Consider the following 22,741-nt stretch of genomic DNA (forward strand, 5'->3'; position numbering starts at 1 on the left):
TTGAATCGACTATCGCATCGACAGGCCGTGACGACCTGTTCAGCGGCTGCTCTTGAGCGGCCCGAATGTCGCCTGAGGGTCGGGTTGCGTCAGCCCCGCCCTCGAAACCATCGCCAGAAAGCGGCCGGTGGAATTCCGCTTCCCGAAAACGGCCTGCCGTCAGCACGCTCCCGACCCGCAACGGCCAGCCGTGGTTTCCTGAAGCGGCCGTTCACGGTCGCACATCCAACCGATGACCGCGTATGCCTCGACAACGAGTGCTAGGAAGCATGAGCCTGCACGAGCACGTCCCACGGCGCGGGAGACGGAAAGATCTCCTGCAAGAATCCGACAAACGCTCTCACCGCCGGATTGCTGCGGCGGCTCTCGGGCCACACTGCATGCAGATGGAATCGGTCATAAGCGAACTCATGCAGCACGGGTACGAGTTCGCGCCGTCGAACGAACGGCGCCGCGATATACGTCGTCGAGATGCCGATACCGGCGCCGGCCGCCAACGTCACGGCGATCGCGTCGCTGACGTCGATAATCAAACTCGACGCAGGCGTGAACTCGATGAGCTTGCCGCCCACGTCGAATGGCCACGCAGCCTCCTGTCCCGTCGACTGATATCTGAAGTTCACGCAATCGTGTTGCATGAGATCGTTGGGATGCTGCGGTGAGCCTCGGTCCCGCAGATATCCGGGCGACGCGAACGCGCAGATCCGATGCGGAGCAAGACGGCGCGCGATCAACCGCGTGTCGCCGGGATCGCCGACGCGAATGGCGACATCCACGCCCTCCTCGATCAGGTCGACGTATCGATCGCTCAGGCGCACGTCGACGGTCACTTTCGGATGTTGCCGTCGAAACGCGGGCAACGCGGGCGCAAGGATGTTCACGCCGACGGGCAGCGGCGCCGTCACCTTGAGCGTTCCGGCCGGCTCCGCGCGTGCGGCGGCGACGCCTTGCTCGATACCTTCCGCCTCGCGCAATAGGCGTTGCGTGCGCTCCAGAAGATCGCGTCCCTCCGGCGTCAGCGTCAGTGAGCGCGTGGTCCGGCTGAACAGCCTGAGCCCGAAATGCTGCTCCAGCCGCTGGATGCTCTTGCTTATGGCCGATGGCGAAACGGACAGCGAACGCGCGGCAGCCGTATAGCTGCCAAGCGATGCCGCACGCGCGAAGGCGATCAGCCCAGTTAGTCTTTCGACAGCGATTTGTTCCATGATGGCATCATTAAAACGAACCATAGCCTGATTATCAAGCTGCATTTCGCGAATTAACCTTCTTCCATCGACGCCACACCGGCGAAGTCAACGAGGAGAAGGACATGAACGCGAATACGAAAGCGCAGGACGAAAAGGCCACGGAAGTTCGCAACGGCGCACTGGCGGGGAAGACCGCACTCATTTTCGGCGGAACGTCGGGGATCGGGCTCGACGCGGCGCTTCAGGCGCAGCGCGTGGGCGCGGAGGTGATCGTCGTGGGAAGATCGGCGGATACGGCTCAACGCGTCGCCGCGCAACATGGCTTCGCCGGCTGGCGCGCAGCCGACGTAACCGACGCAGATGCGCTGCAACAGGCGGTCCGCGACATTCCGAAGGTCGATCATCTGGTCTTGCTGGCCGGCACTTTCGTCGCGGGGACGGTGCGCGAGGCGGACGTCGCGCATCTGCGGAACGCGTTCGAGGAGCGCATCTGGGCGGCCGTGCACGTCATTCGCGCGCTCGGCGACCGCTTGAGCGCCGATGGCTCGATCACGTTCATCTCGGGCAGTCTCGCCGACCGTCCGAACGCCTACGGCACCGCGGTGCTCGCGGCAGCATCGGCTGCGATGGAAGCGCTCGCGCGCGGCCTCGCGCTCGAACTCGCGCCGGTGCGCGTCAACACGCTGTCGCCCGGTCCGATCGATACGCCGATCCTGCGCAAGGCGCTTGGCGACGCGTGCGATGCGGTCGTCGCAAACATGGAGAAGACGCTGCCGCTGCATCGTCTCGGCACAGCCAGCGAAGCCGGCGCCGGCGTGGTGTTCCTGATGACCAATGGCTTCATGAACGGAGCCACGCTCAACGTCGATGGCGGCGCGCGCCTCGTGTAACGCCCAGGCCAACGGAGTCGCGCCGAAGGAATCATGTGCCCGGATAGAGCCGCAGTGCCGCGCGCCGCACAATCACCTTGCGCGGGCCAAATGGCAACGGCCGGACCTCCCAAAGCGGCACGTGAAGTGCGCCTGCGTTGGGTGCCGAAACTGACGTATCACATCACGGGTCTTTCGAAACCTTCGGCGCGGGCTTGCGCGTCGCTTACCTCAAGACGCCGACGTCGAGGTAGACGCAGCGCATCGCGGGTGCCTTGCGCGCGACTACCGTGATGCCCAGCCCTTTTACGGTTCTGCTCGCGACACACTGGATCAACGATGGAACGGCACTGGACGTACTCGACGCGATTCGCGACGAAGCAATGGCGCGTCAGGCAATCGCAGCGCAAGCACTGAGCGGTTTGCCGTTCGATGCGAATGCTCACGGCTTCCATATATGGCTGCCTGTGCCGGCTACCTGCGACTGGAGCGCGTCGGAGCTCGCGCCGCAGCTGCGCAATCAGGGAATCGGCGCGGTGGCGGGCGCCGCGTTTTCCACGGACGGCGATCCGCCGAACGCGTTGCGGCTGTGTCTGGGGGGTCCGCAGAATCGGGAGGATTGTCGTGAGGCATTAACGCGGCTCGTCAATATGCTGGACGACCCGCATCATCTGCATACGCCGATGTTGTGAGGTTCGGGTGGTTGGTGGGCGGGCGGCACAACGGGTTTCAGTCGCTTCGCTTTCGCGGGGTCGAAGAAGCATGATTGGCGACAACGTGTATGACGAGGTTCACATGTCGCGTCGCCCTGACGTCTCAGTTCCTGTCGGCAAAGGTGGGCGCCGTGTCGAATGTCCGGCTCAGTGTCGCTCGCTCAGCGCGTTGTATTCGAAACGCACGACGAGGACGTCTTTGCGGATCGCCACCATCTCGTAGACAATGCCTCATCAGGTCGGCAGACGGGACGACGCCACGGAGCCGGGCCTGGCGAGGTCATAAGCACCCTCCATGGCGCACCGTCCGCATCGTCGTCACAGTGATCACTCAAAACAGGATTCAAATGGCAACTTCTAGCGAGAACTCTTCGGGACAAGGACGTTACGCGAGCTATCCCAGCCTGGTAGACCGCGTCGTGCTCATTACGGGCGGCGGAAGTGGCATTGGCGCTTCGTTCGTCGAGCACTTCGTTGCACAAGGCGCACGTGTGGGCTTTCTCGACATCGACACCAACGCGGGAACGGCTCTGGCCGATTCGCTCAGTGACGCGCGCCATAAACCGCTCTTCGTCGCCTGCGACGTCACCGACATTCCCGCGTTACACGCGGCCATTGCCGAAGTACGGGCTGCATTCGGACCGATCGAGGTGCTCGTGAACAACGCGGCGAACGATCGCCGCCACGCGCTCGCCGACGTGACGCCCGAGTCGTTCGATGCAGGCGTTGCGGTCAACGTGCGGCACCATCTGTTTGCAGTGCAGGCTGTGGCCGAGGATATGAAGGCCGCACGGGCGGGCTCGATCATCAATCTCGGCTCGCATTGCTGGATGCTCAAGAGCAGCCAGTTCCCGGTGTACGCGATGAGCAAGGCGGCAGTACAGGGCCTGACGCGCGGGTTCGCCAAGGACCTCGGCGCCTACGGAATCCGCGTGAACACGCTTGTGCCGGGCTGGGTGCTGACTGAGAAGCAGCGCAAACTGTGGCTCACCGACGAAGGCCGCGAAGAAATACAACGCGGCCAGTGCATCGACGAGGAAATGGAGCCTGGCGATATCGCTCGCATGGCGCTTTTCCTCGCGGCTGACGACAGCCGCATGATCACGTCGGAGGATATCCTCGTGACAGGTGGCTGGTCGTGATGGCCGACTTTTCCTGGGCGATGTCGCCCATTGACGAGCGGTAGTGGCATGTCGACTTCCGAGGAAAGCCTGGCCGATCGTGAGACCGCGTTCGCGACCTGGCGCAACCGAGGACGGCCGGAATGTCGTCGACGATTAGAGCGGAATCGTCGACTGACCGCTCTTGGCCGCAACGACGCGACCTGAATACGATGGACGACCCAAAATCGCTTTCCCTGGCACTGCCCGACGGCTCTACGGTCTCTGCGCTTCTCCAAGTGCCGAAGGACGCGCGAGCCTTATATGTGTTCGCGCACGGTGCCGGGGCGGGCATGCAGCACGCCGGTATGTCGTCATTGGCCGACGCGCTCGCGGCGGTCGATGTCGCCACATTGCGCTACCAGTTTCCGTACATGGAGCGGGGCTCAAAGCGGGTAGACTCGCCGGCCGTGGCGCATGCTGCCGTGCGGACAGCCGTCGCAGAGGCCCGTCGGCGGCTGCCAGCCTTGCCGCTCTTCGCGGGAGGCAGATCATATGGCGGTCGCATGACGTCCCAGGCGCAAGCCATCTCTCCGCTCGACGGCGTGCGTGGCATCGCGTTCGTCGCGTTCCCGCTGCACCCGGCGGGCGCGCCCGCCGTGGAGCGGGCACAACACCTCGCGGACGTCGCGGTGCCGATGCTCTTCCTGCAGGGCACGCGCGACAAGCTGGCCGAGCTTCACCTGCTGAGGCCGGTCGTCGAGACGCTGGGGGCACGCGCCACGCTGCATCTGGTGGACGACGCAGACCATTCGTTCCACGTGCGCGCGTCCTCCGGCCGGACCGACGCGGACGTCGTGCTCGAACTCGCACGGAGGATGTCCGAGTGGTTCTTCGCCGAAGCAGAGTTGGTCCGCGCGAACTGAGCAATCGCAGGAATGCTTGTAGCCGCGCGCGACTGGATCAATAACGCGAGCGGCGTTTCCGGAGCAACGCGATTCCGCCAACAACCGCCGTGGCGATAAGCGCCTTGCGCACCAGCCCGGCAGGGTTATAGCGCAGCTCAGACCGGATGCCCATTTCGCCGAGGACATTGGGTACGTGGCCGTGCCGCAGGTCGTCGACGATGCCTTCCACCACGTTGACGCGGTCGGCGGCAATCAGCATCAGCCAGTGGCGGAGATCGTTCTCAGGCAACTTGTAGGCAACGCGCCTTATCGCACCCGACAGCCATTTCGGCGGCTGGGCGGTACCGAAGAGCGGCGTAATGCCCGGCCGTTCCGGCGAATAGAACACTTCGACGGTCTGCGCCTGCTGTACCGGCTGTCCCTGCGGCACGTGAATGAAGCGTGGCGGCGTGCGCTCCATCGGGATGGCTGGACGGTTCTTGTGGTCGAGGTCCGAGCCCCAGCCGGGGATGCGCTGCAGCTCATCGCGGGGCGGACTGTGCCGGTTAAGGTCGTAGTCCATCTGGCGCTCGCAGTCGACGCGTCCGTGGTGTTGCGGGTTGCGCCTCTGCTCGGCAAGATCGCGGCGCGCGATTTCGTTATCCATGGCTGCTCCTTTAGTGAGCGACGCTGGTCACCATCGAGCGCGCCGAGCCGGCACGCGGAGGAATCAGCACAGGTTTGATGCAGTTGTCGTACTTGCTCGCGAAGACGTGGTACGCGTCCGAGGCCTCTTCCAGCGGCACGCGGTGGGTAATGATCTCCTTCGGGTTCAAATGTCCTTGGCGAATGTGTTCGATCAGATGCGGTACATGGCGTTTGACCGCCGCCTGGTTCATCCGCATGGTGATGCCCTTGTTCAGCGCGTTGCCGATTGGGACTGCGTTGAAGGTCGGTCCGTAGACGCCAACGATCGACACGTTGCCGGCCTTGCGCACCGAGTTGATGGCCCAGAACAGCGCGGTGGCCGAACCCGCTTGCAGCATGGTCCAGCGCCCGGTCAAAGTTTGAGTCAGGCTGCCCGCCGCCTCGCAGCCGACCGCATCGATGCAGACGTCCGCGCCCAGCCAGTCCGTCATCTTCTTGATGTGCAAGGCCACGTCGCTCACCTCGCGAAAATTGACGACTTCGCAGGGAGCGTAGCGGCGCACGAAGTCGAGCCGGTAATCGATATGGTCGACCACGATCACGCGCCCGGCGCCGAACAGCCAGGCGGATCTGGCGGCGAAGATGCCTACCGGCCCGGCGCCGAATACAACCACGGTATCGCCTTCATGAATGTCGCCCATCTCGGCGGCCTGGTAGCCGGTCGGCAGCGCGTCCGTCAGCAGCACCGCATTGTCGTCGTCGATATCGTCGGGCACCTTGTACGGTCCCACGTCGGCCATCGGCACGCGCACGAACTCGGCTTGGCCGCCGTCGTAACCGCCGGTGGTGTGCGAGTAACCGTAGATGCCGCCCACCGCAGTCGCTTCGGGGTTCGTGTTGTGGCAGTTGCTGTATAACTCGCGCTGGCAGAAAAAGCACGAGCCGCAGAACAGGTTGAATGGCACGAGCACGCGATCGCCCGGCTTGACGGTCTCGACCGCGGACCCCACGTCTTCGACAATGCCGACGATTTCATGGCCGAAGGTGTGCCCGATGCGCGTATCGGGCACCAGCCCATGGTACAGGTGCAGATCCGAGCCGCAGATGCAGGCGCGCGTCACGCGGACGATGGCGTCGCCTGGATGCTCGATCAGGGGATCCTGCTTTTGCGACACACGGATGCGGTACGGTCCGCGAAAGTTTGTGGCTAGCATAAAACCTCCGTCAGGAATTCTCCACGATCCCGCACATGCGTTCGCAGTACCGTGGCGTGGCTTATCGTTGAGCGAAGGCGGTGTTGCAGCTACGCCATCGCAAGCGCTCAACCCCAAAAGAAGTAGCGGTCGTGCGTTCTATTCCTGCCTCCGTGTGTCGCTGTTGCTGCCGGCCACGGCTCGCACGACCCGGAACTTCTCGCATTCGTCGTGCCGTCTTCGCAGCGTTGTCCAGCTGCTCAATCGAACTTGATATATCGATGAAGCATCCCGGAGCGGGATGCCGTTCGGGCTTTCAGTGCGTATCTTGCTTCTGAGAATTGAGCCACCGTTGCACTGCTCCTAACAGGCGCATTCGGCGATGCTTGCCTTGCTCCCGTTCGCCCGGTCGCGCATGAACGGACTCTCCCCGCTCAGCCACATATCTCTTTAGAAAACGCTCAAGGTCATCAGGCGTTGGATGCGTGCCCCATTCGCTTCCTTCTGCAACCGAACTCAAAGCGATCCATGAGTCAGGAGGACCAATGTCTTCTACGACCGCTCCGTCGCTCGTGATACGGATCCGACCGGCCGACACGTCGAAGTCGGCCGCGACTTCCTGATCGCCTGCCGTCACTACCGCTGCTACCGTCTTCATCTTCATAGGACCCCACGCGTCCATGCGCTCGCACTGGTAAGGCGACAACGCCTCGACCAGCGTAGAACGGCAAAAAAGGCCGTGGTGCCGATGCATCCTTTGAAAAGTCGTCGGTCTCCGACTCGACTACTGCGAGCGAACATCGGTGATACGCGGAATACGGCTTGCTGCCCTACTAGGCAACATCGGAATGGATGAGGTGACTAACATCGCAGAAGACACTCCCAACGTAGAAGCACAGGATCAGAGCAAACAAAATTTGCCCAATAGAACTGGCTCCCTTCGCGGTCGAATCGACCCCGTTAGAAGGCGAATGCTTCTGGAATGGACAGGCTTATTCGAGCGGCGCTTTCATCTGTACTCCGTCAGGCAGACTGATGTGCAACCGAGGCTCGTGGTGGCCGGCGGGAAGCTGCTGATCGACCGCGTGCGGAAATAAAGCTCGCTTTCCCCGACAAAGACGTAATGACGTAATGCGTGCTTCATGCTGAGCCGCAGAAGGGATGCACAGGACGGGTGGTTCACCGGTCGTCGGGCGATTTTTCAGGCGGCAAACGAAGCGTGGTGCGGGACATAACAAGCCTCGGTGTATCACGTGTGTGCTACATGTAACACCACCGCCTGCAAATGGAGCACTGCACGAGCGGAAGCGGCTCCTTCAAAGGCGCCCGGCAGATCGGGCTCGTCGAGAAGTGGGCATGCTCGCATCATCGAATCGCAAATGCACTCGCGGTTCGATGGAATGCCGAGAGCTTCGGGCCGGCTGGCGAAACCCGTGAAATTTTGCCCATTCGTCGATGGGCGCACTCATTAGAAGCACTAACGAACGATCATGGTCTCTATGTCAAGCAAGCCATACCTTTGATCGGTTCTGAGCCTATCGGTTATGCCTCGTCCTATTCGTTTTCGTCGTCATAAAGGACAAGCGTGTCCGACCGTAGGCGCGGCGAGCTTCGGCGATATAGAACGACGGTGCGGGTTTGCGTCCCGTGCGGCGCGGACCGTTGCGTTGCGAGCTAACTGTAAAGTCCGCTCCTTGGGTGTTCTGCGCGTTGCGCACTATCTCATTGCCGCGAATCGCCATGGCGTTTCGCATCTTCAATCCTTTCGCCGCCGCGTGCCGAAGTGCAGATCCACCACGCTGCGGATGTGATACGTCATCTCCGCGACCCCAATGGTCGCATCTCGCCGTTCAAGCGCGCTCACCACACGCGAATGTTCGTCTATCGAATGCCTGAGCCAGTTCCGCACCTCGTATTCGCGTCCGCGTGTGAGGCGAATCTTCTCGTGAATCGCCGTCAGCTGCTGCAAGAGAAGCCCGTTGCTCGCACCTTCCGCGAGCGTCAGGTGGAAAGCCGTGTCGCATGCCGAGAATCGTTGCCGGTCGTTCGCGGCCAGTGCCTCGACTTGCCCCGCGATCGTCTCGTGCAGACGCGCGACGATGGCGTCGTCGGCTCGCTCCACACATAACCGGACGGCCGTGGTTTCGAGGCTTTCGCGCACTTCATACAGCTCGCGAATGTCTCGCGGCGTGAGGTGCTTCACCTGATAGAAGCGCCCCTTGCGTTCGACGAAACCTTCGTCGAGCAACTGCCTCAAGGCTTCACGCACCGGCGTGCGGCTCACGCCATAGTGCGAGGCGAGTTCCTCTTCCTGCAACGGCGCGCCTGCCAGCAGCCGCAATTCGAGAATCTCGGCCTTGATGCCTTCGTACACGCTGCCGCGCAGTGGCCCGTTAGCCACGGCGCTTTGCGGCGGCCAGTCGTCTTCCGACATCGCTTTCCTCAATCGATCAAGTCCATCGCGCTATGTTGTCTGTATACCGAAGCCAAGAGTCGCATGCGAAACATACGGCAAAAACCACCTGATTTTGCTTGTGAGGGATTTTTTATATGGTTAGTGTATACCGAACGCGGCATGCGTTCGTAGAGCGACGTCGGCGCGCAACGATTACCGCGACAGCACGAGCCGGAGCCGGGCCTGGTCATCAATATCGGCTGCATGGGCCGGGGCGTCGCGCTCGAAACCGCGATGGGCGATGCGCTCGCCCGCTACACCCTGACGCGCGACGCGAAAGCGCTGCCCTTCCCGCTGACCCGCATCGCGCCCATTCCTTTCCACGGTTTGCAGCGGCTTTATCTCGCGGCGGTGGTCAGCTGGTATCGCGTGCGCGATGCGGGTCTGCTTTGATTGCGGCGTTGCGCTGGCTTTCCAAACACGCGGCTGCGCGCCCGACGGTGCGCTTGAATGGCTGTTCATGCTCTGCCCAGTACTACCTCGTCTATTGAACAGTGACGCGGACATCCGCGTTGCACAACGGCATCCGGCGGCCGCCCCGTCCGGTCAATACTGCAAAGGATGAATATGTTGAACAAAGCCAGCACCCTCGACGCCCCCGCCGTGGATCAGCCCGCTCCGAACCGCTTGCGGGACGTCGTTGCCGCGAACTTCGGCACCTTCTTCGAATGGTTCGATCTGCTGGTGTACGCGATGTTCGCGATCACCGTGTCGAAGTTGTTCTTCCCGACCGGCGACGGGCAGTCCGCGCTGCTGCTCAGTCTACTGACCTTCGCGAGTTCGTTCGTCATTCGTCCGGTCGGCGCTATCGTGCTCGGCGTTATCGCCGACAGGCGCGGACGGCGCTTCGCGCTCAGTCTCGCGGCGCTGTTGATGCTGCTGGGCACGGCGGCGATTGCCGTCGTGCCGACCTACGAGCACGTCGGCTTTCTCGCGCCGGTCATCCTGGTCGCCGGACGCCTGCTGCAAGGCTTCTCGGCAGGCGGGGAATTCGGCGCCGCGAATTCCTTTCTGACCGAGCAGGACAAGAGCCGCATGGCTTTCTTCGGCAGCCTGCAGTTTTCCGCGTCGGGTCTCGCGGTACTGACGTCGTCGCTGTTCGCCTATTGCATCAACCACTATCTGACGACCGAACAGGTCAACTCGTGGGGCTGGCGCCTACCCTTCGTCTTCGGCTGCCTGATCGGACCGGTGGGCCTGTACATCCGCCGCAAGGTGAGCGAAACGACGGCCTTCGAGCAGACCCGGAAGACCGAACTCTCTCCGCTGCGAGAAACCGCGCGTTCGCACAAGTCGGCGGTGCTGATGGGTGCGATCATCGCCGGTGCGGGCGGACTCGCGAGCTTCATCAACATCTATATGCCGACTTTCGCGATCAACAATCTCGGCGTCACCAAGGATGCGGCCTTCGCCTCGTCGATCGTAAGCGGCATCGTATGCGTGTTGATGCCGCTGGCCGGCGGCATGACGGCCGACCGCTTCGGCACGGTGAAAGTGATGCGTGTCGCGCTTGTCACCGGCATGGTGCTGATCCTGCCGCTGTTCTACATGCTGACGCGGGCGCCCGGTCCGGTCACACTCGTCGCGTTCCAGTGCATTCTCTCGCTCGTCTTCTACAGCTTCTATTATTCGCCGCTCGGCTCGCTGCTGTCGCAGCTCTTTCCGGCAAGCTGCCGCACGACAGGCGTGTCGCTCGCTTACGTGATCTCGATGACGCTCTTCGGCGGCCTCACGCCGGTGGTGACGAGTATGCTCGTCAAGGCGACCGGCAGCATCATGTCGCCGGCGTGGTATCTGATCGTCGTCTCGTCGCTTGCGCTCTGCGGTCTCGCTGCGAGCAGGAAACGCGTGGTCTGATGCGTCCATTCCGGCGCCACCGCCCTCTCGGTCATCTGGAGCTTTCTCGTTGAAACCCGATCTACCCAAGCAAGTGTCCGTCGCCATCGTCGGCGGCGGGATCATCGGTGTAAGTTGCGCGTACGCGCTGGCCCGCAGGGGCGTAGACGTCGCCGTATTCGAAAAAGGCACGGTGGCCTGCGAGCAGTCGTCGCGCAACTGGGGGTGGATACGCAGCGTCGGCCGCGACGTCCGCGAACTGCCCTTGTCGATCCTCGCGAACAGCATCTGGAAGGAGATTCAGGCGAAAGTCGATGTCGGCTACCGCACCACGGGTCTCGCCTATCTCGCCGCGTCCGACACCGACATGGCCGCTCATGAGATGTGGCTCGACGCGGCCCGCATGAAGGGCGCGCAGGCGCGGCTCGTGCGCGGCGAGGAACTAGCGAAGCTGATTCCACGATCGAAGCGGCCATGGGCCGGTGCGCTGTACAGCGCAACCGATGGCGTTGCGGAGCCGCTCGCCGCCACGCGCGGCATCGCCGGACTGGCCGTGGCGAACGGAGCGCGCATCGTCGAGCACTGCGCGGTGCGCGGGCTCGACGTGGCGGCAGGACGCGTCGCGGGCATCGTGACCGAGCACGGTCTGGTGAGATGCTCGGACGTCGTACTCGCGGGCGGCGCGTGGTCGCGGCTCTTCTGCGGCAATTGCGAGATAAATTTCCCGCAACTCAAGGTGCATGCCTCGGTGATGCAGACCGCACCCATCGATGCCGGGCTGGACCTCGCCATCAACGGCGGCGATTTCACCTGCCGCAAGCGCAGCGACGGCGGCTATACGGTGTCGAAGCTCGGCGCATCGGTCGCGGATCTCACGCCCGACAGCATTCGGCTGAGCACGAAGTTCATGCGCGCCTGGCTCAGTGAGCGCAAATACCTGAAACTTCGCCTGGGCCGGCGCTTCTTCGAGGAGCTTAAAGTTCCGAGGCGCTTCGGTCTCGACCGTCCGTCGCCGTTCGAAGCCTGCCGGACGCTAGATCCGGTGGCCAACCTGCCGATGCTCAACGACGCGCTCGAACGCCTGAAGGCGACCTTCCCGAGCTTCGCGGGCGCTTCGATTCTTCGCACGTGGGCGGGCATGATCGACGTGACGCCGGATGCCATACCCGTCATCTCGAACGTGAAGACGCTGCCGGGCTTTCATCTTGGCTCGGGCTTCTCCGGACACGGTTTCGGCATCGGGCCTGCGGCCGGAGAAATGCTCGCCGATGTGGTGACGGGCGAGCGTCCGCCCGCCGATTCGGGCGACTTTGCCCTCGACCGGTTTTCCTCCAGGGATGTCGGCTTCCGCGTGTCACGGTGATGTACTGTCGCACCGTCCGCTGCGGAACGTCGGACGAACCTTCGCCTCGTTCACGAAGAAGTTTCGGGGCGAATGGATGCGGACGTCGCCGACGATCACATAGACTCGCGTTAGGAGAGGCGCTTTCATGTTGTTACTGGTCAATTCGGGCGGCCCCGCCGCTGTCGGCGAGTGGCAGGATCATTTCGCCGAATGCATGCCCGAGCTCACGGTTCGCGGCTGGGACGATCCGGAGGTCGACGACGCCCAGGTGGACTTCGTGCTGGTCTGGGAACCCACGGCGGGCCGTATCGCGCGCATGACTTCGTTGCGGATCGTGTTCAGCGCCGCCGCGGGCGTCGATCACATCGTCTCGGACCTGTCCGTGCCCGCGCATCTGCCGATTGTGCGAATGCTCACGCCCGAAACCACCGAGCGCATGTCCGACTATGTGATGGCCGCATGCTTCGGCATCGTGCGGGAGTTCCCGGCCCTTCACGAAGCGCAGCGGCAACGCCGGTGGAACGACGACCTGATCGGCATTCGTTCGAGCGAAACGACAGTGGCGGTGCTCGGACTCGGCGGACTCGGCGCGGCCTGCGCGCAACGTCTCGCGAGCAACGGGTTTCAGGTCAGGGGCTGGTCCCGCACGCCCAAGACGCTCTCAGGCGTGATGTGTTTCGACGGTGACGCCGCGCTCGATACCTTGCTGGCGGACGTGCACATCGTGGTCAATCTCCTGCCGGACACGCCGCAGACGCGAAAGATGATCGACGCCGCTTTTCTCGCCAAGCTGCCCGCGTGCGCTTCCATCGTGAACGTGGGCCGGGCACCGCAGGTCGTGCTCGACGACGTCCTCGCCGCTCTGGACGCAGGCCGCCTCCGCAGCGCCTGGCTCGACGTATTCGACAAGGAGCCGCTCGATAGCGGCAGCCGGCTCTGGTCGCATCCGCGCGTGATCGTTACGCCCCATGTCGCTTCGCTGCCTTCCCGCCGAGCCCGCGCGCGGCAGGTCGCGCAGGGGCTGCGCGACTGGCTGGAAGGGAAACCCCTGCAGCATGTGTACGATCGGACGCTCGGGTATTAGATGCGTGGCCATGGGTCATCTACGCCGCGACCGCAGACGGTGCAAAGTCCAGGGCGTCAAGAGCGAGTGCGAGACTGCCACAGACACGTGTCGCGCCGATGCCAGAACACGGGAAGCGAAGCGTCAGTCTCGGCCGAGAACCCAACGCTAGAACTTTCCGCCCATGAATTGGGTAAGAGACGTCAACACCTCATTCGGCGCATCCTCGGGAAGCAGATGGCCGCCGGGCAACCCCTTTCCCGTTACGTTCGTTGCCCATCGGGACCAGGCGTCGATGGGAGATTCGCTTCTCGCCTGCTGCTCCCTCTCACTCCACAGCACCAGGACCGGACACGTCAGTTTTCGGCCCGCTGCAAGATCGCTCGCATCGTGCTCCAGGTCCTCGGATGCCGCGGCGCGATAGTCTTCGCATATGGCGTGGCGCACGTTCGGATTCCTAAACGATGTTCGATACGCGTCGAGGGCCGAGGGATCGATCCGCTCGAGACCGCCCGCCATCTTCTTGAGCGCAGTGTCGAGATAAGCGTCGGGATCAGCTGCAAGCATCCGCTCCGGCAGATCGCCCGGCTGCGCCAAAAAGAACCAGTGCCAGGCGTTGAGCGCGAAGGTCTTGTCGACGCTCGCGAACGCATCGAGCGTAGGTATGACGGTCAGCGATGCATACGCGGCGACGCGCTGTGGATGATCCAGCGCGAGACGGTATCCCGCGCGAGCGCCGCGGTCGTGCCCGACCACGGCGAATCGTTCGTGCCCGAGCCGATCCATCAACGCCACGAGCGCGCCGGCCACGCGACGTTTGGTCCATCGAGGCTGATCGTTGCGGGTCCGGCTGTCGCCGTATCCCGGCAGATCCGGCACGATGACCGTGTGCGACCTCGCGAGCGTCGGAGCGATCAATCGCCAGGCAACGTGCGTTTGCGGGTAGCCGTGCAGCAACAGAACCGGCGATCCGGTCCCGCCGATCCTGCCGCGAAACGAGACATCGCCCGCCTCGACGTCGAGCCTCGCCACGCCCGGAAAGAAGTCCTGCGCCATGGTTATTCCCTCGTCAACGTGACTTCATAGCTGCGACGCCGACCTGACGAACTCGGCCAGATCGCGATTGAAACGCTCGGCTTCCTCGATGAACGGCGCGTGACCCGAGTCCGCATACACCTTGCTGACGATGCGCGGATTCAGCTCGGCAGCCCGAGCCAGCGTCGCGTGCGTGTCGACCAGTGCGTCGTGCCCGCCGTAGATGAAGAGCAGCGGGACGCGCGCCTTGCCGAGCCCCTCTGCAGCGAAGACCGTCATCGTCGGCACTTCCTTCTGCATGTCCCACGATGCCATCGCGGCATTCGCGAGCAGCCGGTCGAATGTTTTTGCGTCAGGCCCATGATTGAAACACAGACCGACGAACGTGCGCTCACCGTCGAGATGCGTCTTCAGATCCGGCGAATTCATGTCCCGATAGACGTCGGGAAGATCCACGATCTGACCCGGCGCAAGTTCCACCACGCCGTCGACATACACGGCCCCCGCGATCGCGCGATCGCCATGCTTCGCGAGATAGTTCGATATCACCACACCGCCGAGCGACCAGCCGACCACGACGGGCTTGCGGGCGTGCGATCCCTCGATCACCGCTGCAAGGTCGTCCCCCCAACGGTTTCCGTCGTGATAGGGCTCGGCGCCCGATGGCTTGTCCGACAGACCGTGGCCGCGCATATCGTAGGTAATGATCCGGTACTGGCGCAGTTCGGCACTCTGCACCTGCGCGTCCCAGTTCAGGCGGCTGCCGAGCAGCCCATGCACCAGAATGATCGGCCGGCCGTTGGGGTCGCCGCTTTCCTGAACCGCCAGCTTCACGCCATCCGTCGATGTAAGCGTATAACTGCTCGGTGCTGCGATCGCGTGAGGTACGGAAGCAAACACCGTCGCCGCAAAGAACGCGGACATCAAAAAGCGAGGGAACGTTCGTAAGCTCATTGCCTTTCCTAAGAGAGTGTCAGTGCGCCTAGTCTCAACCCTTACACTGATGTGAGAGTCAAGCGAATCGTGCTAACCTGCTTTTCATGAATGACACGCCTTCACAGGAACTGCTGACGATTGGACAACTCTCGCAACTCACCGGCGCGAGCGTACGATCAATCCGGCATTACGATGAACACGGTCTTCTCGCCTCGATACGTGCGAGCAATGGCTATCGCATGTTCCCGAAGAAAGCAGTCACGCAGGTCAAGCAGATTCAGCGCATGATCGCGACCGGTTTCACTATCGACGATATCCAGGGCTTTCCGGACTGCATGCTTCTGATCGAAGGCGCACGCTCTTGCGATCAGATCACCGACGTCCAGCGCGTAAGGCTCGAAGCTATCGATCGTCAGATCGCGGACCTCGAAAGGCGCCGCGCGCGGCTCATCAAGACCTTGCTCGAAGGTGCGGTGCCGCCCGTCGAATGACGCGGGCAGCCGACATAACGGCAGACGGATTCAATGAGTCTATCGCGCGTCTCTCTGAAAACCTGTCCGATCAGTCCTGGAAGGAATTGGATGCGTTTCTACTCGAGGCGAAGGATTGGGAAAAGTGTGATTGAGTGGATATTGCTCTACGCAGGAAAATTAAGCAGCCATCGCGCTGTGCGCCTGATATTCACGTTAAGGACAACTCAATAGTTCCATGACACGAACAGGACCTTGATCTACAACGTCGGCGGAAACCCTTCAGTCGACTCTCACGACGCTTCGCTCACTACAGGATTGCTGACGATCTGCTTGATGACGGCCTCCATCAAGCCGGGAAAGCGGGCATCCAACTCCGCGCGCCGCAGTGAATTCTGATGCACGGTGCCGGCAACGCGCGTGCGCACCAAGCCCGCTTCGCGGAGAATCCGGAAATGATGCGAGACACTCGACTTAGGTCGACCGCCGTCAAGCTCGCCGCAGGTGGCCTCGTCTACCGTCGATAGTTGACAAACGATCTCGAGGCGCACCGGGTCGCTAAGAGCGTGAAAAAGCCGCCCGAGCGTGAAGTCCTCGGCGACCGGATGGGTATAGGCGCGCATTGTGCAAACAGTAGTGGGTTCTGCGATACTCGCTATTTCGATGTTTATCGAAATAACGTACAAGCCTCACGAACGGGAGTTTAGCCTGATGTCCGCATTATTTCAGCCCTACAAGCTCAAAGATGTTTCCTTGCGCAACCGCATCGCAATTCCGCCGATGTGCCAGTACACCGCCGAAGACGGTTTGATCAACGACTGGCACCGCGTGCACCTGGCCGGGCTGGCACGTGGGGGCGCGGGGCTGGTGATCGTCGAGGCAACGGCCGTGTCGCCCGAGGGCCGGATTACGCCGGGCTGCGCGGGCATCTGGACCGACGAGCAGGCGCAGGCGTTCGCGCCCGTGGTCGCATCGATCAAGGCAGCGGGCGCGGTGCCGGGCATTCAGATCGGTCACGCGGGCCGCAAAGCCAGCGCGAACAGACCGTGGGAAGGCGACGATCACATCGCCGACAGCGATCCCCGGGGCTGGGAAACGCTCGCGCCCTCGGCGATCCCCTTCGGCGGCGGTCTGTCGAAAGTACCCAAAGCGATGACGCTCGACGACATCGCACGCGTTCGCGAAGATTTCGTCGCCGCTGCCAAGCGAGCGCGTGACGCGGGCTTCGAGTGGCTCGAGTTGCACTTCGCGCACGGCTATCTCGGCCAAAGCTTCTTTTCCACGCACTCCAATCAACGCGACGACGCGTACGGCGGCAGCCTCGAGAACCGCAGCCGCTTCCTGCTGGAAACACTGGCCGCCGTACGCAAGGTGTGGCCGGAGCACCTGCCGTTGACGGCGCGTTTCGGCGTGATCGAATACGACGGCCGCGACGAAGAAACGCTCGCTGAGTCGATCGAACTCGCGAAGAATTTCAAGCGTGAGGGACTGGACATGCTGAGCGTCAGCGTCGGCTTTTCCACGCCGACCGCGGCGATTCCGTGGGCGCCGGCCTTTCTCGCGCCGATCGCGGAGCGCGTGCGCCGTGAGGCTGATATCCCCGTTTCGTCGGCATGGGGCATCGATACGCCCGAACTGGCGGACCGTTCGGTGAAGAACGGGCAACTGGATCTGGTGATGGTTGGCCGCGCGCATTTGGCCGATCCGCACTGGCCGTACTATGCGGCGAAGAAGCTGGGTATCGAGCGTCCGTCGTGGACGCTGCCCGCACCGTACGCGCATTGGCTCGAACGCTATGCGGTTGCGTGAGTTTGAGCGTCGGTCGTGATGTGCTGATCTGTCGTTTGCCCTGAGCGCGGTGCGTCGGGGCAGACGGCACGTTGGTCTCGCTTGCCCGCGCGCGCCCGACGCTCAATCCTTTTCCTATGCACGGCCGGGCTTTCTCATTCGTCGCCTGAATCGGATCCATACGTTCCTGTTCGTGCAGGAAACGAGCAAATTCAACATCACGCCAGTGCAGTACAGCTTGCTCACGGCGCTCGAGTCGCTCGGCGAGATGGATCAGAACTCGCTCGCTGTCGAAGTCGGACTGGAGCGATCCAGCGTCGTGGAAGTGATTCAGCGCCTCAACGCGCGCGGGCTCGTCAGCCGCACGCAGGCGGAGCATGACAAGCGGCTGCGGCTTGCCAGGCTCACAAGCGAACAACGCGGATAACCTCGTACCCTTCCGGCTGCCCGACAGCCAGTTGCTCGCGCAGGACGAAAGCGAAGCCGACGCCACGTGAACATGACGCCTCGCCATCGTACGCTTCAACGCGCGGGACGCGTCTTCTATCCGCCGAGCGACACTCGCTAAGACGCGCCTACTGTCGCGGATCATTCAGTCCAAGGCGTCTTACGTCAAGCTTGGTTTGGTGAGGCCGCAAACCCGCGGCGGGCGAGACTGCATGCCAGTCCTCCACGGGCTAGGAACGGTTCATGCGCGCGCTCGATGGAAACGCCCACGAGTGTTCTCATGTTCATTCCTCATAAGAAGCCGACAACGGACAGCAACATACGAGGAAGCGCGCGCCGCGCGCATTCATGGTCGGCGCATGTCGGCCCGGGACTCGTCACAATCGCGTCGGACAACGATCCCAGCAGCATAGCCACTTACACGCTCGCGGGCGCGTGGTATGGCTTCGACCAGCTCTGGGTCTGCGTGCTCTCGTACCCGTCGACCGTCGCACTGCAACTTATCGCGGCACGCGTCGCCGCGATCACCGGGCGCGGCCTCACTGCGAACATGCGCAAGCACGACTGGCCTCCGTTCTTTTACTTCGCCGTCGCGCGCTTCCTGATTGCCAATACCTTGAACATTGCCGTCGATGTGCTCGCGATGGGCGCCGCACTGCGCGCATTGACTGGCGGGTCCCTCGTCTGGCTCACGCTGCTGTCCGGCTGCGCAGCGCTCGTTCTGCAATGGAACATCGCTTATGCAAGCTACGCGAGGTTCCTCAAATGGCTGACACTCGCGATGTTCGCGTATGCCGGCGTCCTTCTGCTCGTCGATGTGCCCTGGCATGCAGTCGCAATGCGAATGTTCATTCCGCGCGTGGTCTGGTCAGAACACTATGTGACGACGCTGATCGCTGTGTTGGGCACGACGGTCAGCCCCTACTTGATGTTCGCGCAAGCCGAACAGGAAGCGCGTGACATCAAGAAGAGCGAGGTTTCCCGGCGGCAGGCATTGGATCGAAAAATGGGCGGCATGCGGCGCGAGGTAGTGCTCCGGACCTTGCTGTCCAATGCAGTTTCGGTGTGCGTCATGGTCGCAGCGGCCGCGACGCTGCATCTCATGCAGTCGACGCCTCCCGGCGAGTTCGTGCAACTGGATCGCGTGCTCGAGCCGCTCGCGCATGGACATGCGGGGCACGTGCTCGCTCTCGCGCTTCTGGGATCGGCCCTTCTTGCGCTTCCGCCGCTGGCGGGCTCGGCTGCGCAGGCGGCCGCGAGTTCATTCAACTGGGAGAACGGCGAGCGGCGCGATACCCGAATCGCGCGGCTGCTCGCCGGGACGATCGCGCTCGGCATTGCGGTCGCCGTGGGTCTGACGTTCTTTCATGTCGAGCCTGCGCGAGCGCTCTACTGGAGCGCGGTGCTCAACGGTATGACCGTCACACCCGTTCTCGTTCTGCTCCTCATGCTCAGTTCGAGCCGTGAAGCCATAGGCGATCTCGCTGCGCACTGGGCTTTGCGCGCGCTCAGCTGGCTTGCGGCGCTAGCGACCGCAGCGGCGCTCGTCGCGCATTTCGTTCTGGAGTTCATGTCATGATGAATCTGCGCGCTGCGTCGAAGGCGGGACACGGTGGCATCAGCGCCGCGGCGCTAGTCCACACCCGTTCGAGAACAAGTTCGAGGAGGCGGAGCCCGTTCTGACTTGGCTCGCGGCATGATGTCCTGCACGATGCGCGGTAAACTCTCGCGCGGTGTCGCGCTTCCCGACAAGCATCTGCAAAGGAAGCAGCACGAGAACGATAAGCATGCCGAACTGAGGCATGCTGCGCGCAAGTGTCGCGAGGTAAATTTCCATGGATGTCGTCGCGAACAAATGATGAATCGTGCCGCAAACGAACAGCAAGTCTGACGCATGCACCGGCACATGCAGCATCCATTCGATGCTCTTGGTATTAGAGTCCTTCTGCAGACAGTGTTCGATCGAGACTCTCCCACCAACGCTGCCCCGGGCGGAAGTTTCGTCTAGCGACGCCTCCATGTTCGATAGCGTGCCGGCACCTCTGATGCCTGTTCCGATGGATTGTGGCCTTCTCGCGCTTGTGCGCCTTGTCCCAGGTCAAATCAACGCTGAACTCATACGACGCCCGTATCATCGGCGGTCGCGCCGTTTATCGGGCCACCTACACCTCGTAGCCAGATATCGCGTCGTTGATTCAGATCAAGGGCCATGCGCGCGCGCCCCTTACCCTTCAATCCTGTAGGCCCTAACGCCTACCGTCATTACGATACTTGCCTGACTGTCGGCGGCTGCACTGAGATGCGTCGGAACCTTTACGAAGCACTTCTGCAAAGCGTGAACGAATCGACTCAGAGCAGTGATGCCACTCAGCGACGGGAGATGCTCCATGCTTCAACGCCTCTTCGTGCTTATCGTAACGATCCTGGCCACCGGAGCTTCCTATGCGGACGACTTCGCCCCGGAGCAACTGGGCCGACATACCGAACATAGGCAACGGTTGAAAGTCTTCGATGCGCGCGGAGCGGTCGTCGGACTACTTGCTGCAAACGGCGGTGACGATGGCGTCTATTTGCGGATCAACGGAGCCGTCGCCTTCGCTCCTGTCAGGCATTGGACCAACGGTGGCACGTTCAAGCCGTACCTACCATCGCGTTTCCAATGGTCTGAAAGCGGCGCTGTTTTCTTTGAATCTACAGATTGCACGGGCAGTCCGGCCATCGGGGCGCTCATTTCCGGAATCAGACCATCCGTAGTTGTGCGAACTAATGTCGAGGCGGTCCTCTATGTGGCGGGAGACACGAACGCCAGTCCCGTCGAGGTCCGCTCAATTTCGATGGATTCGCTGTGCAGCCGAGCCGCCGGGGCGCGTCCGCTTCTTCGAGCAGAGGCTACTTTCTCGCTGACGCAACACTATCCCGAGCCTTTAATCATCGGCTATTGAGTATGTAAGGGCCGATGCTCCCGGAGTTCAAGCATGCGTTTCCCGATTGTCTTAACGATACTGCTGACCATTTCTCTCCAGAGCCTTGCCGAAGACGGCGGCCGACGCAACGAACGGCATTTCGGGCGCCATAGCTATCTGAAGGTATTCGACGCGCGAGGACAGTTGATTGGTCGGCTTGGCAATAATGCCAGCCAAGAAGGTGTCTTTTTGCGAGTGGACGGTGCGCTAGTATTCGCACCCGTGCGGCATAAGCAGCTGTCATCGGACCAGTGGTCGGCGTCGCAATTCGAGTGGAGAGATGCTGGCGTTGCCTCGATGACAACGGACTGTGTCTCCATTCCAGGTAGCTCGACTGCTGCATCGCCGAGGCCCGTACTCCTGATAAGGCAAGGCCCCGAGGTGACAATGTTCATCGCAGGAACAAACGACTCAGGCGGCGTGTCGGGTAACGACTCTTATTGGCGCCGAGGTTGCGCCCCGGGCAGTTCGCTGCAGGCGGATGAGTGGGCTCCGCAAGCGTCTTATTCGCTCACCGAGCATTACCCAGAGCCGTTATCGATCCGTTACTGAGCGGGCGTCTGTGCTCCTAGAGGCGAAAATGTATCGAATCTCATATGCCGTGATACTGATCTCCTCCGCTGGCCTGGCATTCGGTCATCGGAGCAACCCGGGCGAAACAAGCAACGTGGTGCCACATGTCCTTGACGCGCAAGGCCCGGAAATCGGCGAGCTCACAACGTTTGCCGGGCAAGACGGCGTGCGCTTTTCGGTCGGTCAGGCGACGGTTGTCATCCCGCTGCAGCGAAAGTTCTCGCCGGACAACAGTCGACGCCTGTCGGCCACTCAGTTCGAGTGGCAAACCGATCTTATGCTCGACTATGAGTCTTCGGATTGCAGTGGGGACCCAGTGGTCAATAGTTCGAAGGGTCCGTGGCCTGCCGTCGCGTTCCGTGAGGGATCCACCGTGACAGTCTATTTTCCGCGCGACGTTCCGCAGTCGGCATTCGAGGTGCGGTCAAGCAGACTGCAAGATTCCGGGGTGTGCCAGACCTATAAGGTACCGCTGAAGAACGCTGTGGGGGCGTGCTCGTTATCACGGAAGGTCACCCGGAGCCACTCAGCATAGACTAGCCTGAGCGCCAGCAACTGCTGCGCCGTCCCCGATGCGCGCCGCGACTATCGGTCTCGTATAAGGTCCTGACGGATGCGTTAAGCGCCTTGCTCGATTCGTCGATGCTTTCACGCTTGCAACGGCCAAATCGAACTCGCGGCCGCAATGTCCCAAATAAGGCGCGAGCTATCCCGGCGCACTGGTTTCCGTCGCGTCGTTCCGCCACGACCCCACCGCCGCTGTGCAGACCGTGCAAGCCTTGCTACATAGAACGCGGGAACGCGGCTGGGGGACGAGTCGTCGATGTCTCGAGTCTCGTCGTGCTCGGTACCGCCTTCGCCCAATGAGCAGTTACCCTGCTTCTGCTCCGTCATGAACTTACCCGCCGGCGCGTTCGCGTTCTTCTGACGGCGGTGATGCCGTCAATGCCGCCATCCACCGCCCATTCGGCGAACACGGTCGGACCCGGCTCGAAATCGCGCGGCTGCCATTCGGGCGTCAGTTGATCTTCGTCTGCGTAGTATGCGATTAGACCGCCCGCTGGATTCTTGAAATGCCCACAACCGACACGCCCTCCGATAACGCGTGCGCACCGTCAACGCGCATGTGCGCACTACTATAGTGAAATTCAATCCAACGCTAAAGTTCGATAGCGGAGCGCCGTAAATGTCGATGTATCCGGCTGGCTTTTTCCGAAGCCGGCGCGCCCATCG

At 62.3% G+C, this 22,741-nt stretch carries 21 protein-coding genes and 3 pseudogenes; 14 read left to right on the forward strand and 10 right to left on the reverse strand.

Annotated elements, in window-relative coordinates; translation table 11 throughout:
* Nucleotides 1-260: 260 nt before the first annotated feature.
* Complete coding sequence (locus LDZ26_RS20475) at nt 261-1,205, reverse strand: LysR family transcriptional regulator (protein ID WP_244851063.1); 945 nt, start codon at nt 1,203-1,205, stop codon at nt 261-263.
* Between the two features lie 104 nt (nt 1,206-1,309).
* Here LDZ26_RS20475 and LDZ26_RS20480 point away from each other — a divergent pair, with 104 nt between their 5' ends.
* From LDZ26_RS20480 to LDZ26_RS20495, 4 genes and pseudogenes are all read left to right on the forward strand, one after another.
* Nucleotides 1,310-2,077 carry an SDR family oxidoreductase gene (locus tag LDZ26_RS20480; protein WP_244851064.1) on the forward strand — a complete coding sequence of 256 codons (768 nt, stop codon included), beginning with the start codon at nt 1,310-1,312 and terminating at the stop codon, nt 2,075-2,077.
* A gap of 144 nt (nt 2,078-2,221) precedes the next feature.
* Nucleotides 2,222-2,748 (forward strand): annotated as a pseudogene (locus tag LDZ26_RS20485) (PLP-dependent aminotransferase family protein); the annotation flags it as partial.
* Between the two features lie 368 nt (nt 2,749-3,116).
* A complete protein-coding gene (locus LDZ26_RS20490; protein ID WP_244851065.1) occupies nt 3,117-3,911 on the forward strand; it encodes an SDR family NAD(P)-dependent oxidoreductase in 795 nt (264 codons plus the stop codon).
* Nucleotides 3,912-4,102: 191 nt separating this feature from the next.
* Nucleotides 4,103-4,795, forward strand: a complete 693-nt coding sequence (locus LDZ26_RS20495) for an alpha/beta family hydrolase (RefSeq protein ID WP_244851110.1) — start codon at nt 4,103-4,105, stop codon at nt 4,793-4,795.
* A 37-nt stretch (nt 4,796-4,832) separates the two neighbouring features.
* Here the strand turns inward: LDZ26_RS20495 and LDZ26_RS20500 are convergent, their stop codons facing one another.
* From LDZ26_RS20500 to LDZ26_RS20515, 4 genes are all read right to left on the reverse strand, one after another.
* Nucleotides 4,833-5,423, reverse strand: coding sequence for a hypothetical protein (locus tag LDZ26_RS20500; protein ID WP_370650751.1), 591 nt, complete (start codon nt 5,421-5,423; stop codon nt 4,833-4,835).
* 10 nt (nt 5,424-5,433) lie between these two features.
* On the reverse strand, nt 5,434-6,618 hold the full coding sequence (locus tag LDZ26_RS20505; protein ID WP_244851112.1) for a zinc-dependent alcohol dehydrogenase: 1,185 nt from the start codon (nt 6,616-6,618) through the stop codon (nt 5,434-5,436).
* A 295-nt stretch (nt 6,619-6,913) separates the two neighbouring features.
* The gene (locus tag LDZ26_RS20510) at nt 6,914-7,261 is read right to left on the reverse strand and encodes a hypothetical protein (RefSeq protein WP_244851066.1); all 348 of its coding nucleotides are present in this window, start codon (nt 7,259-7,261) and stop codon (nt 6,914-6,916) included.
* A 1,092-nt stretch (nt 7,262-8,353) separates the two neighbouring features.
* Nucleotides 8,354-9,031 carry a GntR family transcriptional regulator gene (locus LDZ26_RS20515; RefSeq protein WP_244851067.1) on the reverse strand — a complete coding sequence of 226 codons (678 nt, stop codon included), beginning with the start codon at nt 9,029-9,031 and terminating at the stop codon, nt 8,354-8,356.
* 255 nt (nt 9,032-9,286) lie between these two features.
* Between LDZ26_RS20515 and LDZ26_RS20520 the strand changes: the two genes are divergently transcribed.
* The 4 genes from LDZ26_RS20520 to LDZ26_RS20535 all read left to right on the forward strand — a co-directional run bounded on the left by LDZ26_RS20520 (nt 9,287) and on the right by LDZ26_RS20535 (nt 13,317).
* A complete protein-coding gene (locus tag LDZ26_RS20520) occupies nt 9,287-9,445 on the forward strand; it encodes a hypothetical protein (RefSeq protein ID WP_244851068.1) in 159 nt (52 codons plus the stop codon).
* Between the two features lie 174 nt (nt 9,446-9,619).
* On the forward strand, nt 9,620-10,909 hold the full coding sequence (locus LDZ26_RS20525) for an MFS transporter (protein ID WP_244851069.1): 1,290 nt from the start codon (nt 9,620-9,622) through the stop codon (nt 10,907-10,909).
* Between the two features lie 49 nt (nt 10,910-10,958).
* Nucleotides 10,959-12,251, forward strand: coding sequence for an FAD-binding oxidoreductase (locus LDZ26_RS20530; protein WP_244851070.1), 1,293 nt, complete (start codon nt 10,959-10,961; stop codon nt 12,249-12,251).
* A gap of 127 nt (nt 12,252-12,378) precedes the next feature.
* Nucleotides 12,379-13,317 (forward strand): glyoxylate/hydroxypyruvate reductase A, encoded by a 939-nt coding sequence (locus LDZ26_RS20535; RefSeq protein WP_244851071.1) that lies wholly within the window; start codon nt 12,379-12,381, stop codon nt 13,315-13,317.
* Between the two features lie 147 nt (nt 13,318-13,464).
* Here the strand turns inward: LDZ26_RS20535 and LDZ26_RS20540 are convergent, their stop codons facing one another.
* Together LDZ26_RS20540 and LDZ26_RS20545 are read right to left on the reverse strand one after the other, a co-directional pair.
* On the reverse strand, nt 13,465-14,352 hold the full coding sequence (locus LDZ26_RS20540; protein WP_244851072.1) for an alpha/beta fold hydrolase: 888 nt from the start codon (nt 14,350-14,352) through the stop codon (nt 13,465-13,467).
* A gap of 24 nt (nt 14,353-14,376) precedes the next feature.
* Nucleotides 14,377-15,285 (reverse strand): alpha/beta fold hydrolase, encoded by a 909-nt coding sequence (locus LDZ26_RS20545; RefSeq protein WP_244851073.1) that lies wholly within the window; start codon nt 15,283-15,285, stop codon nt 14,377-14,379.
* Between the two features lie 86 nt (nt 15,286-15,371).
* Between LDZ26_RS20545 and LDZ26_RS20550 the strand changes: the two genes are divergently transcribed.
* Nucleotides 15,372-15,758: a MerR family transcriptional regulator gene (locus LDZ26_RS20550; protein WP_244851074.1), complete on the forward strand. Its 387-nt coding sequence runs from the start codon at nt 15,372-15,374 to the stop codon at nt 15,756-15,758.
* A gap of 272 nt (nt 15,759-16,030) precedes the next feature.
* Here the strand turns inward: LDZ26_RS20550 and LDZ26_RS20555 are convergent, their stop codons facing one another.
* The gene (locus LDZ26_RS20555) at nt 16,031-16,360 is read right to left on the reverse strand and encodes a helix-turn-helix transcriptional regulator (protein ID WP_244851075.1); all 330 of its coding nucleotides are present in this window, start codon (nt 16,358-16,360) and stop codon (nt 16,031-16,033) included.
* Nucleotides 16,361-16,448: 88 nt separating this feature from the next.
* On the opposite strand from LDZ26_RS20555, the gene LDZ26_RS20560 reads away from it, so the two are divergent.
* The 3 genes from LDZ26_RS20560 to LDZ26_RS20570 all read left to right on the forward strand — a co-directional run bounded on the left by LDZ26_RS20560 (nt 16,449) and on the right by LDZ26_RS20570 (nt 19,551).
* Nucleotides 16,449-17,546 (forward strand): NADH:flavin oxidoreductase/NADH oxidase, encoded by a 1,098-nt coding sequence (locus LDZ26_RS20560; RefSeq protein ID WP_244851076.1) that lies wholly within the window; start codon nt 16,449-16,451, stop codon nt 17,544-17,546.
* A 172-nt stretch (nt 17,547-17,718) separates the two neighbouring features.
* A complete protein-coding gene (locus LDZ26_RS20565; protein WP_244851077.1) occupies nt 17,719-17,952 on the forward strand; it encodes a MarR family transcriptional regulator in 234 nt (77 codons plus the stop codon).
* Between the two features lie 300 nt (nt 17,953-18,252).
* A complete protein-coding gene (locus LDZ26_RS20570; protein WP_244851078.1) occupies nt 18,253-19,551 on the forward strand; it encodes an NRAMP family divalent metal transporter in 1,299 nt (432 codons plus the stop codon).
* A gap of 116 nt (nt 19,552-19,667) precedes the next feature.
* On the opposite strand, the pseudogene LDZ26_RS20575 reads toward LDZ26_RS20570, so the two are convergent.
* Nucleotides 19,668-19,887: pseudogene (locus LDZ26_RS20575) on the reverse strand (ABC transporter permease); the annotation flags it as partial.
* Nucleotides 19,888-20,359: 472 nt separating this feature from the next.
* Between LDZ26_RS20575 and LDZ26_RS20580 the strand changes: the two are divergent.
* Nucleotides 20,360-20,914 (forward strand): hypothetical protein, encoded by a 555-nt coding sequence (locus tag LDZ26_RS20580; protein WP_244851079.1) that lies wholly within the window; start codon nt 20,360-20,362, stop codon nt 20,912-20,914.
* Between the two features lie 33 nt (nt 20,915-20,947).
* Nucleotides 20,948-21,487: a hypothetical protein gene (locus LDZ26_RS20585; RefSeq protein WP_244851080.1), complete on the forward strand. Its 540-nt coding sequence runs from the start codon at nt 20,948-20,950 to the stop codon at nt 21,485-21,487.
* A gap of 900 nt (nt 21,488-22,387) precedes the next feature.
* Here the strand turns inward: LDZ26_RS20585 and LDZ26_RS20590 are convergent.
* Nucleotides 22,388-22,584, reverse strand: a pseudogene (locus LDZ26_RS20590) (glyoxalase); the annotation flags it as partial.
* Between the last annotated feature and the right edge of the window lie 157 nt (nt 22,585-22,741).

The sequence above is a fragment of the Caballeronia sp. SL2Y3 genome, assembly GCF_022879575.1.
In the GTDB taxonomy this organism is placed as follows: domain Bacteria; phylum Pseudomonadota; class Gammaproteobacteria; order Burkholderiales; family Burkholderiaceae; genus Caballeronia.